Below are 16,058 nucleotides of genomic sequence, written 5' to 3' on the forward strand. Positions count from 1 at the left end.
GGAGACATAGAGGCGACCTACTCACTCAGGAAAAACAATAGCCATGTCAGGATGGGCGACAACTTGTTGGATCAGAGCTTGATAATCAGCTAAAAATTGATTTATCCGCTCTTTTTTGAATAATTGCGATTGATATTTAAGCTGGATCATGTAGTGAGTTTTGGGTTCAGATTCATCTGCTACTGGCAATAGTTTTGTGCGAATTACAAAAGACAGATCAAAAAAGTTGACCACCATCGACGAAGCATAGCCAGATTCTTCATGGGCGTATCGTTCCGATTTTAGCTCATAAAGTTCAAAAGGCTGTTCCCATGTAATCATATTAATTTGAATCCGACAAAGAGGATGAGGAAGAAAGTCTCTATGGGGATAGGCTTCGCGGGCTAACTGTTCAAAAGGTACATATTGATACTTATAAGCATCCGATGTGATACGGCGCACTTTTTGCAACAATTCTCGAAAGGTTGTCGGTTGTTTTCCTAATTCAATTTGTAATAATAAGTAATTAGTGAAATCTCCAACTACGCCGTTAAAATTAGTCGCTGGTCTCATTGTATTCGGTGTAACAACGGCTAACTGGCGATTACCACTATAACGATATAACAACAGATAAAAGCAACTGAGATAACCCATAAATAAGGTAGTATGCTCTTTTTGAGTCAACTGCTTTAAGCCATCACTCAATGGTAGGGGCAAAATTTGACGAATTTGCTCAGTTTTGAAGCTCCGAACCGTTGGAGTCGGATAATCTTGGGGTAGGATAGGAGTATCGGTAACAGTCTCTAAACGGGGCAACCAATAAGCACGATGTTGCTCTAATAGAGTAGTGGGGAGATGACGTTGCCAGTAAGCATAATCGACATATTGAGATGATAAAGGGGGAAGGGATGGTTCTTTGCCCAACACCAGATCACGATACACTATATTCAATTCATTGAATAGTAAACGTTTAGCTCGACCATCCACCATAATATGATGAAAGACAATTAACACAAGATATTCATTTGTAGCTATTTGTAGTAAAGCGACTCTTACGGGTGGTTCTTGAGTAAGATCAAAGGTTTGATAGAGAAATATAATGATATAATCTCCAATGGTTTGTTGATCTGACAATTGCTTAATCTGAAAATCAATTGATATCTGTGGTTCGATAGATTGAAACAACCGATCATCTTTCCACAAAAGTCGGGTGCGAAGTGCGGCATGACGTTGGACTAAGTAAGCGAAACTCTGTTGTAATGCCTCTATATTGAGTGTTCCTTGCAACCGATAAACAGACGGTAAATGATAAGGTAATGTAGCTGCACTTGACTCAAGCCATTTCATCACCCTTTCTTGGGCATAAGTTGCCGGAGCATAAGTTACTGAAGTTGTTACATAGTTGTTGGTATAGGTAATAATATTGCTTTGTAATCCATCAATATAAGTCCCTAAAACCTCAATAGTAGGATACTCAAATAGTATTGTCGGTAATAGATGGATGTCAGATAATTTTGCCAGGTTAAGGACAATATAAGTCGCCATTAGAGAGTCTCCCCCCAATTCAAAGAAATTATCTGTAATACCAACTTTTTCCCGCAATACATCTTCCCATAAACTGACTAATAAAGATTCGGTTTCGGTTTGTGGCGGTACATATTCCCGCTTAGAAAAGTTAGGTCTGGGTAAGGAATGACGGTCTATTTTTCCGTTCACGGTCAACGGAAAAGCCTCTAACTGAACAAATATATTCAATTTTACTCGGTTTACCAAGCGTTCATTGACATAAACTTGCAACAGCGATAAATCTAGCCCCTCTTGACCGACAATATAGGCTACTAAATACTGTTTTTCCCCCTCTTCAATCAATTTTACCGCCGCTTCTTTAACGAATGGGTATTTTAACAAAATCCCCTCAAGTTCATCCAACTCAATGCGAAACCCGCGCACATTAACTTGATTATCCCGTCTTCCTAAAATTTCCACATCTCCATTAGGCAAATATCGGCCGATATCACCCGTTTTGTAAATGCGATCGCCTGGATTTTCTGTGTAAGGATTAGTAATAAAACGCTGCTGAGTTAAAACAGAATTATCTAAATAACCTTGGGAAAGATAAGGGGTGCGGACAGTTATTTCCCCTTTTTCACCGATTTTAACTAATTGATTATTGTCATCTAATAATAAAATTTGGACATCATCTATACCTTGTCCTATGGGCGCGATCGCAGATGTCATTTTCTGCGGTGATAGGATATAGTAGCTCATCGCTTGAGGTGTTTCTGTTGTCCCATAGAAATTGACGCAACTCAAATTAACTGTCAATTTTTGCAACTGACTGACTAGGGAATTGGGCAATTTGTCCCCACCAAAAAAGAGATAGCGCAAATCAGGTAGAGGCTTATTTGTAATGGTGAGTAGTTGTCCTGTGGGGGGTGTAAGATGGGCAACAGATATTTTATTGACTCGCATCCATTCCCCTAAATTTAAACTGATTGAGGATTCATCCAAGGGGTTGGGCACATACAAGGTTGCTCCTAATGATAATGGAGTAAAAATATCTCTTAATAAAATATCATGGGCAATACTGGCTAAATTACTAAAACGATCCTCTTTAGTCAAGCCAAATGTGCGAATTTGCCACTCAATAAAATGGGTAACGGGGCTATGAGTACCCACAACGCCATTAGGGATACCTGTAGAGCCAGATGTAAAAACGATATAAGCCAATTGCTCAGGAGTTATAATCCGATTGGGATTCGTTATCGAATACTGACCTAAAATTTCCTCTGCTTGGTAAAGTTGTTGTGGTAAATCAAGTTGTACTTTAGGTGCAATTTCCTGTAAGGCTTCTGGTAACTCCCCAGCAACTTCCAAACAGATCAACGCTTTTGGGTCACTTAATTGACAATACCTCAATAATTGTGTCACAGGATAGAGTTTATTTAAAACCATAAAAGCAGCACCCGCTTTGAGGATTCCTAGCAAAGCAACTACCAAAAACGGTGACAATGACGCATAAATAACCACTAATTTTCCCTCTAGTTGATGTTCCAGAAGGTAATGGGCAATTCGATTACTTAATTCGTTTAATTGTTGATAGGTGAAGGTGATGTCAGCACCAACAAGGGCTAATTTTTCGGGTACTCTTTCTACTTGTTGCTCAAAAGACTCATGTATCGCACCAAACCAGCGAAAAGGCAGATTTTGTGTAGGATTTGGTAAAAAAACTGGTCTTTGTGTCTCGTTATCTTCGTCTTTCGCTGTCGAAACAACGGTTTTTTGATGAGAGAAGTAGTGGGTTTGCTCAAAATTGACTTGGGAAATTTGATGTTGAGCTAGGGTTTCGTAATTAATCTCAACTCCTATACCCGCACCTGTTGGCACAGCTACGGTTGAATCTTGTTTGTTTCGCACAAAAGATTCATCTTGAAGCCATGAATTGCCGAGACTATAAACGTCAATATCGTTTGCTAGGGTAAAATTGGCTTTAGTCGCCAAATGTAGGTTGACAATCCGCCCAATTGGTGTTTCAAACATACCTCCACACCACATTTGCCAACCCGATGTCTCCATCAGATCGTGAATTTCCAGAGCATGGCGCAACCCTCCGACTCTGCCAACTTTCATATTAACAATGCGCCCGGCTTGTAAAGCGATCGCTCGCCTTGCTTGTTCAACAGAATAAAGGCTTTCATCTAAACAAATCGGCGTATTAATGATCTCCTGTAACGAAGCATGATCAATAATATCGTCGTGTGCTAAGGGCTGTTCTATCATCAGCAAATTAAATAAATCTAACTCCTGAAATAATGGAGTATCTGCCAGGGTATAAGCACTATTAGCATCAACCATTAATTGAATATTTGGATAATACTCTCGAATCGCTCCCACAGGTTCAATATCCCATCCCGGCTTGATTTTAATTTTGATTCGCTTATAGCCATTCTGCAATCTTGTAGCTACTTGATCCAATAAAGTTGGTATATCCTTTTGAATCCCCATACTAGATCCGATCTCAACTTTAGTTTTTACACCACCAATCATCTGAGAAAGAGAGACATTCTGTGATTTAGCCAATAAATCCCACAACGCATTTTCAAGGGCTGCTTTTGCCATGAAATGCCCTCGAATTGAGCTAAAATCTGGCAAATCATCAACAGTCTCAAGATCAGATTGCATCACAATGGGAATCAAAAAATCCTCCAAGATATGCCTTGCGGTTTTCACCGTTTCATAAGAATATGAAGGATGTTCAGAGGCGACACATTCCCCCCAACCTACTAAACCTTGACTATGAACAGAGATTAAAATACAATTTTTGTGGGTATTTACGCCATAACTGGTTTTAAAAAAAGTTGGCAACTTTTGTTTGATTTGATAGAGTCTGATCTTTTCAATTTTCATGACTGTAGTTTGGACTAAATGACAACTCAATTTTAGACTAACTTGCAATCTTAATCTAAATCTCAAGAATTGCGTCCTCGTCCTGATGTTCCTGATGGAGTGTGGGAACGTTTGTGGGGAAGTTTAAAAACGGATAACGTTGAATTAACCGATGAAGATGTAGAAAGGTTAAAATATTAGTAGTTCATACGAAAGAATATTGGGCGATCGCCACTGAATGTTGGCATATTTTTAATTCCTATACACAACAATAAATTATCGGAACGGTTTCTGAATAAAATTTGATTCTCAACTAATCGACAAAAGCTTTATATTTGAGTAGTGCTTACCCACACAGAGATCGAGCATTATGAAAATGAGCATATTCCTGAACTTCAAGACTGAAGTTAATGGCGGAGGTTTATTCTCAGGAGTCTTTCAGTAATTTTGATTAATATTTATGAGTAAAAAATTTCGTCCACCCGGCTATCATCCGATCCGAAAGTTTAAAGTTATCTTATCAGGACTCTATTTTGCAGTCGTGTCTGATTTTAGCGTTGCCTATAAGATGATTTTATCTATCTTTGTATTAGGTCTTTGCTTTGTTTTTCGTGAATGGATAGATTTTACTCTGATTCTGTTAGGAACAGGACTGATGCTCACTGCTGAATTGTTTAATAGCTGCATCGAAGCCCTATGCGATTTTATGCAAGAACAGCTAGATGAACGCATTCGGATAATTAAAGATATTGCCGCCGCCGCCGCCGGAATTAGTATTTTGGTTTGGGCTACTATTTTAATTATCGAACTGAGTCATATCTGGAACTCATTGAAACGTTAATTTGAACCCGGTTTCTACTTAATTCTTACAAAAAATACCCCTTCAATTTTCCACTAATTGAGGGGGTAAAAACGTTACTTATTTTTTGTCTTTTTAGCTTGAGGTTTAGAAAATTAATTACTTAAATGATTGCTGGCGTAAGCATCCAAACTATAGGCGGGGACGCGAACAGCGTAGTCAGTTTCTTGGCCAGTGACGGACTGGGCAATTTGCTCGAAGGAGGCAGAATTCCAGTTCCGTTGGTGAATGGGTTTGGTTTGTTCACCCAGGAAGTAAGCCTGAGTCCCAATCAGAGCAGCAGCAACCCAACCGACGATAAATAAAGAGATTAAAACGGTAAACATATTATTTTTCTCCTAAGCTGACTTAGTTTGTTCTTTATGTAAACGATTGTAACAGATAGTTAAAAAATATTGCAATAGCTTGACAAATTTTTTTTGGCGTGTTTACCGTACCTGTTCTTGAGGGGCAGGGGAGCAGGGGGAGCAGGGGGAGTGGGGCGTCCTTCCTCGCGAAGAAGCAACAACCAAGAAGTAACGGTTGACAGTCAATGGTTAAGTACAGCCGAAATCAAGAAAAATTAACAAAAAAGTGATAAGCATTTCTGCTAAATTTGACATATACCAGTTATGTCTTGTAAACCCAGAGTTAATTAGAAATTCCTGAGTTTGATCAAATAAAGGATATTGTTGACGGGTTCCCTTTAGAATAATAAATAGGTAGTTATGCAGAAATTGGAAGCTAATATGACGGAAAGCAATTCTCGCAGACCTGTTTCTCTCTCAGATAGAGAAGTGCAAGTTGTAGAGTTAGTGGCTAGTGGATTAACCAATCAAGAAATTTCAGAAAAACTGGAAATTAGTAAGCGTACCGTTGACAATCATATTAGTAACATTCTGACAAAAACTGCCACCGATAACCGAGTTTCATTAGTGCGTTGGGCGTTGCAATGGGGCAAGGTTTGTCTGGATGATATTAATTGCTGTTCTCTACCAGTTGTGACCACTGAGGATGAAACAGAAGTGATCATTTCTTCTTCAGTAGAATAGCAGAAAAAAATAGGTTAATTTTGAATGCAAACAGTTAAACAAAAACAAAAACTTCGCTATCAATTTCGCTGTCCGAAACTTCCCTTAACCGTTTATCGGGAAGTTGCTGCCCATTTACGACAGGTGGAAGGAGTGGACACGGGGTTAATTCCAACTCAGATTAGTCCCGATCAAATCCCGCCAGAATTTGATTATACCCAAAGTCAAGTGGGTAGTTTATGGATTGAATATGATCACAGCCAAAATCCAGAAATTCGTGAACAGATTGATCAAATTTTGGCGTATTATAACGATCGTTATGGCGTCTGGGAAACAATCGATCCGCCACAGGACTAACGATTAATTGAGAAACCAATGGAACTAATTAAAGCATTACGAGGAACACGGGATATTCTGCCTGATGAAATAGGATATTGGCAATGGGTTGAATCTATTGCTAGGGATGTTTTATTTAAGGCAAATTATCAAGAAATTCGCACCCCAATTTTTGAACAAACGGCTTTATTTGAACGGGGTATCGGGGAAGCGACGGATGTTGTCGGGAAAGAAATGTATACCTTTGTTGACCGAGGTGAACGCTCTGTTACCCTGCGTCCAGAGGGAACAGCCGGAGTCGTTCGCAGCTTGATTGAAAACAAACTCCACGCCACATCTGGGGCGCAACGGTTATGGTATACTGGGCCGATGTTTCGTTATGAAAGACCCCAAGCCGGACGTCAACGACAGTTTCATCAAATTGGGGTTGAGGTGTTAGGAAGTCGGGATGCTAGGGCTGATGTGGAAGTGATTGCGATCGCCACAAATTTATTAAAAACCTTGGGATTAAAGAATTTAAACCTTAACTTAAATTCCGTCGGAAATTCAAGCGATCGCCAAGCCTATCGTCAAGCTTTAGTTGATTATTTAAGCCAATATAAAGAGGAATTAGATCCAGATTCTCAAGATCGTTTATCTCGAAATCCCTTAAGAATTTTAGATAGTAAAGATCAACGAACGCAGGAAATTGTTCAGAATGCTCCAAGTATTTTAGAGTATTTAGGAGAAGATTCTCGCGCTCATTTTGAACAAGTTAAACAGCTATTAACGGCGTTAGAAATTCCCTACAGTTTGAACCCTCAATTAGTGCGAGGTTTAGATTATTATACCCATACGGCGTTTGAGATTATTTCTGATGATTTAGGCGCTCAAGCTACGGTTTGTGGGGGCGGTCGTTATGATGGTTTAGTCCAAGAATTAGGGGGGCCAGAAACTCCGGCCGTCGGTTGGGCGATCGGGTTAGAAAGGTTAGTGATTCTGTTACAACAATTGAACTCTCTTTCTGGTTCTACCTTAGATTTTTATATCGTTTCTAAGGGCAATTTAGCCGAATCTCAGGCTTTAATTCTAGCTCAAAAATTGCGTACCAATGGCTTTGCGGTAGAACTAGATTTAAGTGGAAGTGCCTTCGGTAAACAGTTTAAACGGGCTGACCGCAGTGGTGCTGTCGCTTGTTTAGTATTAGGAGATGCGGAAGCCGAACAGCAAACTCTGAAGTTAAAATGGTTAAAAACCGGAGAAGAAACAACCCTTAACCAATCGGATTTATTTGATGAAATCGATCAATTTCGCCAACAAATCCAATCTTTAAAAAAAACCTAATCCCTCGTTCCAATGCTCTGCATTGGAATGCTATATTGAGGCTCTGCCTCATCATAAATCAAAAATTATCGAATGGTGCGTGTTGCATAAAGCCTACGCACCCGATAGTGGGGTAAAAAATACCTCTTAACCTCCGGCGGCAAAGCTTCCCATAATAATAATAGATAGGGCTAAACCTGGGAACAATAAAATCAATAACAGAAACAGATCGTGAGCATTCATAGCAAAAAGTCAGCTAGATTAACTTGCCCGTAGCATAACATGAATTTCCCGAAAGTGGCTGAAATTTTAAAAATATTTTAGAATAGGAATATTTTAACCCTTGATCTGAGAAATTCTGACCATGACTATTGCAACTGATCAAATTTTTAACGTCGCCAATATTTTTGTCCTTCCCTTTTGGGCATTAATAATTATTTTGCCTAACTGGGGAGTTACCCGAAAAGTCATGGAGTCCTATTTTCCCTTTGTGTTGTTAGCCTGCGTTTATTTATACCTGTTTGTTAGTAGTATTACTCCCGAAAATGCCGCCGCTTTATCTAATCCCAAATTATCAGATATTGCCCATTTCTTTGCCGATGAAAACGCCGCAGCAACGGGATGGATTCACTTTTTGGTTATGGATTTATTTGTCGGACGTTGGATTTATTGGGATGGACAAAAAACCGGAATTTGGACTACCCATTCCCTAGCCTTTTGTTTATTTGCCGGGCCGTTAGGATTATTGTCCCATATCCTAACCACTTGGATTAGTAAATTATTTTTCTCTCAGTCTTCCTCTGAAATTAACCCCGTATCCAATTCTTAATATTATAATAAAAGTATTAGAAGGGAACGGGGAATAGGTAATAGGTAATGGGGAATAGGTAATGGGGAACAGATTTTTTCAAATTTAACCCTGACTGTAGGGGTAATTCATGAATTACCCCCTACCACGACCGATTTAGGATTGCTATAGTTTAAATATTACCTTTAACCACTGGCATGAATCCCCCTTTCTTTTAACTTTTGCATAAAAAATTCTTCTAGGGTTAATCGAGATAAATTCAAACTCAATAGTTGAGCATTCATTTCTTTTAATACCACAAAAAAGGCTTCAGGATCACCCTTTAAATGTCCCTTCCAATAATCTTGATCCCTTTCTAAATCAGATATGCAATTTTGCAGAATATTAATATCTCCGCCTTTTCCTTTAACAATATAAGTTTGAGTTGTTCCCAATAAATCATCCAAAGAACCCATGCTAATTAATTCACCTTCTGCTAAAATAGCAATGCGATCGCAAATTTTTTCCACATCCGATAAAACATGACTATTAAAAAAAACCGTTTTATTTTGTGCTTTTAAAGATAAGATAATTTCCCGAATTTGATACCGTCCCATCGGGTCAAGTCCTGACATCGGTTCATCTAAAAATACCACTTCTGGATTATTAATTAAAGCTTGCGCCATTCCTACCCGTTGTAACATTCCCTTAGAATATTGGCGCATTTGTTTTTTAATGGCGGCGGTTTTTGCTAATCCGACTAAATCTAATAATTGGGGAATGCGTTGACGTTGAATAGATTTCGGAATTTGAAATAGTCCGGCGGCAAATTCTAAAAATTCCCATCCGGTGAGATGATCATAAAAATAGGGATTTTCTGGTAAATAGCCTACTCGCTGTTTAATGTGGCGATCGCCAATTGGTTTACCTAATAAGATAGCCGATCCTGATGTTGGGCGAACAATGCCTAATAAGGTTTTTAATAATGTGGTTTTCCCTGCCCCATTTTGTCCTAACAAACCAAAGGTTTCTCCCGCATAAATGCTTAAAGTACAGCTTTTTAAGGATTCAATCTTTTGATTCATCCAAAAACCCGTGCGATAAAATTTTCCCAAATTCTGGGTTGCCACCACCGGGTTTAACGAAGACATTGAAGCTGAATCTTTGACCTCGATAGCCCAATTCATAAGCGTTACGGATTAGATACAATATTTAAGCGGTTATATTCTATTTTAATACAACAGAAGAAATTCGTAGTAAGCCCTTTAGGGCTATTCTGAGGGCTAAAGCCCTCACTACGAGAGAAAATCTTTTTGCCCATTGCCCATTCCCTGCTTTTTTGTGGTTTAATTAAGATCAAATTTCCTCAAAACCAGAGTATCTTGACGGAGGCAAAGTTTACCGTTCCGTGATTTTAAACCCCTTCTTCAACAGTAATCCATCTCCCAACCCAAAGGAGAATCCCCGTTTCACCGGTTGGTCATTACAGGATCGTGATCCTGAATATATCCGATCCCTGATGCCGTTTTTGGGTTGGTTCTATGACCATTATTTTCAAGTCCAAACCTCCGGCTGGGAGAATCTCCCGCCCCAAAATAAGATGTTGTTGGTGGGTTCCCATAATGGGGGTTTAGCCGCACCAGATATGTTTATGGGGTTGTACGCTTGGTGTCGTCAGTTCGGAACTGAAAGATTACTCTATGGACTGATGCACCCGAAAGTCTGGCAGGTGGCCCCAGAAGTCGCGACATCGGCGGTGCGTTGTGGAGCCGTTATCGCCCATCCCCGCATGGGAATGACAGCATTGCGACAGGATGCGACGGTTTTAGTCTATCCGGGGGGCGGTGAGGATGTATTTCGGCCCCATGCGTTACGCAATCAAATTCATTTCGCCGGTCGCAAAGGGTTTATTAAGTTAGCCCTGCGGGAGAAAGCCCCAATTGTTCCAGTGATTTCATCGGGTGCCCATGATACCCTAATTGTGTTAACAGATATTTATGACTGGGTAAAACAACTCCATCAGTTAGGAATGCCTTGGTTATTAGGTCTTGACCCAGAGGTATTTCCGATTTATTTGGGATTACCTTGGGGGTTAGGAATTGGGCCTTTACCGAATTTTCCCCTTCCGGCTAAAATCAGGATTCACATTTGTCCAGCGATTGAGTTTGAACGCTATGGACGGGACGCAGCCAATGACCGGGAGTATGTAGATATTTGTTATCAACAAGTGAAAACAGCAATGCAACAGCAACTGGATGATTTAGTCACGCAGTGAAATTCCCTTTCGCAACTATAATTTAGTACAGTTATCAATGATAATTTCTAATTACAGAGGTGAACTGATGACTGGTACAGACGTGCCATCGCGCGTCTCTACTTAGGGCTTGCTGAAAAAGTAACAGAAAAGTGTTCATCGCCTACCAAAACCCTGACCCCGCTCATGAAGTGACCACACGAGTAACTCACCATTAAGTCCTCCGGCGGCAAGATTATGTCCTTGGGGATGCCAGGTGAGGCAGGAGAAGCCATTGGGCGCTCCTTTTAGAGATTGAATCAGGCGAGTCCCTCGATGCCAAAGGGCAACCCAACCATCTTCTGCTGCTGATGCCAGTAAAAGTGAGTTAGGCTGAAAGGCGATCGCCTGTACTGTCGAAGAATGATTCCCTAACATCTGGCTTGCCCAACCTATCTGCTCATCTTGATCGCGTTCCCATACTACGACAGCAGATCCACTAGAGGAGGCTAACATTGGCACGCCAATGCTAGTGGGCATTTGTGACCATGCTAGTTGCCGTACTTTACCAGGAAAGCCACGCATAACCCAGGGATAGGGATTATCCAACTCTCTGACCGCGAGCGTGTTATCTAAATTGCCTGCTGCGATGAATTTATTATTAGGCGACCAAGCGATCGCCACTGTCGCAGAGGGAATTTCTAACACCTCTGGGTCTTCGTCCCAGTCAGTCGCATCCCAGATTCTAGCTCCTTGATAGCCACTCAGTGCGAGATACTTGCCATCGCTGCGCCAGTCTAGATCTAGCACTGTTGAGGATTCAAAGTTGAGCGTTGTTACCACTTCACAGGTGTCTGCATCCCAGATTTGAACGTATTTGCCTAAACTAAAAGCAAGTTGATGAGTTATTTGACTCCAGCAGAGGCACTCAACCCAAACAGATTTGTTTTTTAGGGTAGTGATTAGTTCTGGTACCTCTGACTGAAGCGACCAGATTTTAACCTGTCCATCCTGCCCTCCAATTGCCAGAAATTGCCCATCGTGCGAGAACGCCAAGCAGTCTACAGATTGCCCAGTTTCACCTTGTAGAGAAGTTGCCCCAAAGGTTGGGGCTGCAAATAACGATACTTCGCCGGCCGCAGAACTAGCCGCCAGATTGCTACGATCAGGCGACCACGCGATCGCCGTGACATAATCTGACAAGCCACCTCGCCAGGTTTCTTTGAATTCTAGTTTTGTTTTTGTTTTCATATCAGGCACGCTTTAAACCCTGCTTTTAGCTGTGCTTCATCTAAATTGCGACCAATAAAAACCAATTCGTTTTTGCGGGTTTCATTTGGCTTCCAGGGGCGATCCGGTCTGCCATCAAACAGCATATGCACACCCTGAAATACAAAGCGGTTATTCTCACCCTCAATGTTGAGAATGCCCTTCATACGGAAGATATCGGCTCCTTGATTCCTCAGTATTTCTTCAATCCAGTTATTGATCTTATTGAAATTCAGCACCCCAGAAGAGGCGATCGCCACTGACCCCACAGTTTGATCGTGTTCGTGGGCATCTTCACCTAAGAAATTGGGGTCAATCTCCAGGGCGCGGCTTAAATCAAAAGCTCTCACCCCCAGAATGCTGTCCATCTCTACCTGAGCATCTTGTGTGCGGTAAATCTTTGCCATTGCATTCATTGAGCGGATGCGCTGTTCTAACGCCTCCAGTTCTTCAGGTGTAACCAGATCCTGTTTGTTGAGCAAAATCACATCCGCAAAGGCAAGTTGCTCAATGGCTTCATCCGCATCCCAGTGTTGGTGAATGTGTTTAGCATCTACGACTGTGACTACAGCATCCAGGCTAGTTTGCGATCGCACATCTTCATCCATAAAGAAAGTTTGGATCACAGGTGCGGGGTCTGCTAGTCCGGTGGTTTCAATCACCAAATGGTCGAACTTGTTGCGCCGCTTCATCAGGTTGCTAATGATGCGGATTAAGTCACCGCGCACCGTACAGCAAATGCAGCCGTTATTCATTTCAAAAATTTCTTCGTCAGCATCAATCACCAACTGATTGTCGATGCCCACTTCCCCATACTCATTGACGATCACCGCAACCTTTTTGCCATGCTCATAAGTAAGGATGCGATTGAGGAGTGTTGTTTTCCCTGCCCCCAGATAGCCAGTCAGGACAGTCACAGGGATGGAACTTGGGATATCGGCAGCAACCATACGCCATACCTCTACTTGTAAGAATAATAATCATTCTCAATTATATACGGAAAAGCAAGATGTGAGGAATTTGATCAAGGCTGCTCTTGAAGACCCCATGCAGCAACTTTGTGTAGAGACGTTGTTGAGACATAAATATCTAAATTCAGTGAGCCAGTGAATTAAAACGAGGTAAAGTCATGGCAACTATAAAAATAGTTAATTGTGTTGTCACAATACTGGGGCCAGATGGCAAATTAAACCAGGCTGAAACCACCATTCCCAATACAGCACTCACTGCTCCTATTGCTGCTGATAGCAATACATAACTTGTAAATGTGCGACTTAGTAGCCGTGCAGCACAAGCTGGAATTACTACAAACGCACTGACTAGCAATACACCGATCGCCTTAATCGAGATTCCGACTACTAGCGATAACAACACAATAAATACTGTGCGATGAGTTGATACTGGAATTCCACGAGCGATCGCTAAGGGTTCATGCAAAGTCAGTAACATTTGTGTTCGCAACGTCAATCCAAGCAACACAATGCAGATGATTAACAATACTGCACTAAAAACTAAATCTAGCTCTTGAACGGCTAAAATATCACCAAACAAAAGATTATTTAGTCCACCTTTGTATTGTCCGACAAAGCTGAGGGTAATGATGGCGATCGCTAATGATGATGAATAGATAATATTGAGCAACGCATCTGTCCATAGACGAGTGCGTTCTAGCAGGTAAGACACCGCTAAGGCAAAAATCACAGAAAATGGCAGTAGAACCACAGAGGAATTGAGTCCTAATAAAAATCCGATGCTGATGCCTAACAAGGCAGAATGTCCTAGTGCATCACTGAAGAAAGATAACTGTCGTAAAATCGTAAAACTTCCTAAAAGCCCACCCATTATCCCTGTAAGAATGCCGCCGATAAATGCCCGTTGCATAAAAGGCAGTTGAAACAGTTCAATGACGCGAGTGATTTCTGATGGGAAAGACATGGAGATGGCAAATTAATGATGATGTTTATATCGAACAAATTCTGTTCCGTAGGCAGCAGAAAGATTGTCAGGAGACAGAGCCACACCTGGAGTTCCCTGACACAGCAATGTACGATTTAGACAGAGGACGCGATCGCACTGTCGTCGCACCATATCCAAGTCGTGAGAAATTTGCAAAATAGCCCAACCTTGCTCCTGCTTGAGTTGATACAGCAGTAGATAAAACTCTGATTCTCCGCGCACATCTAAGCCAGCAGAGGCTTCATCAAGAATTAACAATCGGCGCGGGTGAACGAGGCAGTATGCCAGTAAAACTCGCTTCATTTCACCGCCGGAAAGTCCACTAATTAATTGATCTCCCAGGTGTGCCGCCTCAACCCTTGCTAATGCCTCTCGCACAGCATAGCGGCGTTTTCTGTGGTTTGCCCAAGGTAATTGAAACCTCAAAGAGTCCCACCCCAAACCTACCAGTTCTTCTACCGTTATAGGAATGCGGCGATCGAACAGAAAGTTTTGGGGCAGATAAGCGATTTGTTGACGGATGCTGGGTGGCAGAAACCCTTTGGGACTTAGGGGTTGCCCTAGTATAAATACATTACCTGCTTGTCGAGGTAAAATTCCCAGAATGGCTTGCACCAGCGTAGTTTTGCCCGCGCCATTAGGCCCGACAAGCGCAGTGTCTATACCTGCTGACAAAGAAAACGATACATTCTCCACTGCTGCGGTTGTTTCCCGATAAACAGTCAGGCGTTCAACTGCAAGTACAATTTCTTTCATGTAAACCTCCTAAAACCTTACCCAAACTTGCTGTGGCACAACCGCAACAGGCTGTAGTGTCTGTATGGGCACGAAGGATTGAGTTGATTGTCCAGTGAACGCCGTCACCAGAGTTTTGACATTTTTCCGCATTGTGGTGATGTAATAATCGGGTTGCAACGCCTCGTTTCCCCCAGTTTCCATCGGGTCAAACGTGCTAACCCGCACATTCAAATCTTTTGCCAATCCTGCAAAGGCATCTTTTCCACTCTGGGGTTCCGTCAGCAAGGTTTTTAAATTGCTCGCCTTGACGGTATCCATGACCCGTTTTACGTCATTGGGAGATGGGTTTCCTTCTGGCAGATCAACCAGAAATTTGGCTTTTAAGTTGTAGCTGGCAGCAAAGTATGGCGCAAAGTCGTGGTAGGCAACAAATGTCTTACCTGCAAAGGGTTGCAGCATTTTAGTGGTTTCCCCATCTAAGTCTCGCAAGCGCTGAATATAAGCGGTGGCATTAGCAGTATAAATCTCTTTCCCACTAGAATCGGCTGCAATTAGCCCATCTCGAATGTTTTCTACCTGTTGAATTGCCCGTTTCGGATCGATCCAGATATGAGGGTTGAATTCTCCATGAGTATGTTTGGCTTCTTCCTGCTTCTCGCCTGATTCATGTCCATGATCGTGTCCCTCAATAGTTTCAGTGGCGATCGTCTGTACTCCTTGGCTGGAATCAATCACTTTCAAGTTGGCATTTTCAGCGTTCTTAATCAGGTTGTCTAAAAATTCCTCCATCCCTAGACCGTTTTGAACTAAAACATCGGCTTTAGCCAGTTTCTGTACATCTTCTGGCTTTGCCTGATAGTCATGGGGACCTACATTTGTCGGTAGTAGTTGAATAACTTGTGCGCGATCGCCCGCTACTGCTTTGGTAAATTGTGTGATGGGCAAGAAGGTTGTTACCACCTGCAACTCATCTGCTGTTGCTGCCGTTTGAGAAGCATTGGAATTATTTGAGGGGGCATTAGCTGTACAACTTCCTAAACCGAGTGCGATCGCCGACACGACTACAACGGATAATTGACGAACAATTTTACTAGGCTGACTGGATGACACAGCCTTAGCAGTTGGATTTTCCAATATAGGAGATTCAGGTGCTAACATAAAATAAAATGAGAATGATTATCATTCGTTTATTTTATAACACAA

Annotated in this window: 14 protein-coding genes; 6 read left to right on the plus strand and 8 right to left on the minus strand. The window is 41.7% G+C overall.

All coding sequences use genetic code 11. The annotated features are described in order from the left end of the window. Window positions 1-21 precede the first annotated feature (21 nt). The gene (locus NMG86_RS18940; RefSeq protein WP_026796261.1) at window positions 22-4,386 is read right to left on the minus strand and encodes a non-ribosomal peptide synthetase; all 4,365 of its coding nucleotides are present in this window, start codon (window positions 4,384-4,386) and stop codon (window positions 22-24) included. Between the two features lie 439 nt (window positions 4,387-4,825). Here NMG86_RS18940 and NMG86_RS18945 point away from each other — a divergent pair, with 439 nt between their 5' ends. Then, the gene (locus tag NMG86_RS18945; RefSeq protein WP_026796262.1) at window positions 4,826-5,206 is read left to right on the plus strand and encodes a diacylglycerol kinase; all 381 of its coding nucleotides are present in this window, start codon (window positions 4,826-4,828) and stop codon (window positions 5,204-5,206) included. Between the two features lie 113 nt (window positions 5,207-5,319). On the opposite strand, the gene NMG86_RS18950 is transcribed toward NMG86_RS18945, so the two are convergent. Beyond that, the gene (locus NMG86_RS18950; RefSeq protein WP_026796263.1) at window positions 5,320-5,550 is read right to left on the minus strand and encodes a photosystem II protein, Psb35-related; all 231 of its coding nucleotides are present in this window, start codon (window positions 5,548-5,550) and stop codon (window positions 5,320-5,322) included. Window positions 5,551-5,952: 402 nt separating this feature from the next. Here NMG86_RS18950 and pedR point away from each other — a divergent pair, with 402 nt between their 5' ends. From pedR to NMG86_RS18970, 4 genes are all read left to right on the plus strand, one after another. After that, complete coding sequence (pedR, locus tag NMG86_RS18955; RefSeq protein ID WP_026785618.1) at window positions 5,953-6,255, plus strand: photosynthetic electron transport-dependent transcriptional regulator PedR; 303 nt, start codon at window positions 5,953-5,955, stop codon at window positions 6,253-6,255. A gap of 24 nt (window positions 6,256-6,279) precedes the next feature. Continuing rightward, entirely contained in the window at window positions 6,280-6,591 is a 312-nt protein-coding gene (locus tag NMG86_RS18960) for a hypothetical protein (RefSeq protein ID WP_026785617.1), read from the plus strand. Between the two features lie 18 nt (window positions 6,592-6,609). Next, the gene (hisS, locus tag NMG86_RS18965; protein ID WP_026796264.1) at window positions 6,610-7,893 is read left to right on the plus strand and encodes a histidine--tRNA ligase; all 1,284 of its coding nucleotides are present in this window, start codon (window positions 6,610-6,612) and stop codon (window positions 7,891-7,893) included. Between the two features lie 343 nt (window positions 7,894-8,236). Beyond that, window positions 8,237-8,701 carry an ABA4-like family protein gene (locus tag NMG86_RS18970; RefSeq protein WP_026796265.1) on the plus strand — a complete coding sequence of 155 codons (465 nt, stop codon included), beginning with the start codon at window positions 8,237-8,239 and terminating at the stop codon, window positions 8,699-8,701. 164 nt (window positions 8,702-8,865) lie between these two features. Here the strand turns inward: NMG86_RS18970 and NMG86_RS18975 are convergent, their stop codons facing one another. Continuing rightward, on the minus strand, window positions 8,866-9,846 hold the full coding sequence (locus NMG86_RS18975) for an ABC transporter ATP-binding protein (RefSeq protein WP_026796266.1): 981 nt from the start codon (window positions 9,844-9,846) through the stop codon (window positions 8,866-8,868). A 221-nt stretch (window positions 9,847-10,067) separates the two neighbouring features. On the opposite strand from NMG86_RS18975, the gene NMG86_RS18980 reads away from it, so the two are divergent. Further along, window positions 10,068-10,934 carry a lysophospholipid acyltransferase family protein gene (locus tag NMG86_RS18980; RefSeq protein WP_026796267.1) on the plus strand — a complete coding sequence of 289 codons (867 nt, stop codon included), beginning with the start codon at window positions 10,068-10,070 and terminating at the stop codon, window positions 10,932-10,934. A 135-nt stretch (window positions 10,935-11,069) separates the two neighbouring features. Here the strand turns inward: NMG86_RS18980 and NMG86_RS18985 are convergent, their stop codons facing one another. From NMG86_RS18985 to NMG86_RS19005, 5 genes are all read right to left on the minus strand, one after another. After that, the gene (locus NMG86_RS18985; protein WP_026796268.1) at window positions 11,070-12,143 is read right to left on the minus strand and encodes a WD40 repeat domain-containing protein; all 1,074 of its coding nucleotides are present in this window, start codon (window positions 12,141-12,143) and stop codon (window positions 11,070-11,072) included. Next, a complete protein-coding gene (locus tag NMG86_RS18990; RefSeq protein ID WP_026785612.1) occupies window positions 12,140-13,111 on the minus strand; it encodes a CobW family GTP-binding protein in 972 nt (323 codons plus the stop codon). Before NMG86_RS18990 ends, NMG86_RS18985 begins: the two co-directional genes overlap by 4 nt. A gap of 145 nt (window positions 13,112-13,256) precedes the next feature. Continuing rightward, on the minus strand, window positions 13,257-14,096 hold the full coding sequence (locus NMG86_RS18995; RefSeq protein ID WP_026785611.1) for a metal ABC transporter permease: 840 nt from the start codon (window positions 14,094-14,096) through the stop codon (window positions 13,257-13,259). A 12-nt stretch (window positions 14,097-14,108) separates the two neighbouring features. Then, entirely contained in the window at window positions 14,109-14,873 is a 765-nt protein-coding gene (locus NMG86_RS19000; protein ID WP_026796269.1) for a metal ABC transporter ATP-binding protein, read from the minus strand. Window positions 14,874-14,882: 9 nt separating this feature from the next. After that, window positions 14,883-16,013: a metal ABC transporter solute-binding protein, Zn/Mn family gene (locus tag NMG86_RS19005; RefSeq protein WP_043936789.1), complete on the minus strand. Its 1,131-nt coding sequence runs from the start codon at window positions 16,011-16,013 to the stop codon at window positions 14,883-14,885. Window positions 16,014-16,058: the final 45 nt, after the last annotated feature.

The sequence above is a fragment of the Planktothrix rubescens CCAP 1459/22 genome (genome assembly GCA_904830895.1).
In the GTDB taxonomy this organism is placed as follows: Bacteria; Cyanobacteriota; Cyanobacteriia; order Cyanobacteriales; family Microcoleaceae; genus Planktothrix; species Planktothrix agardhii.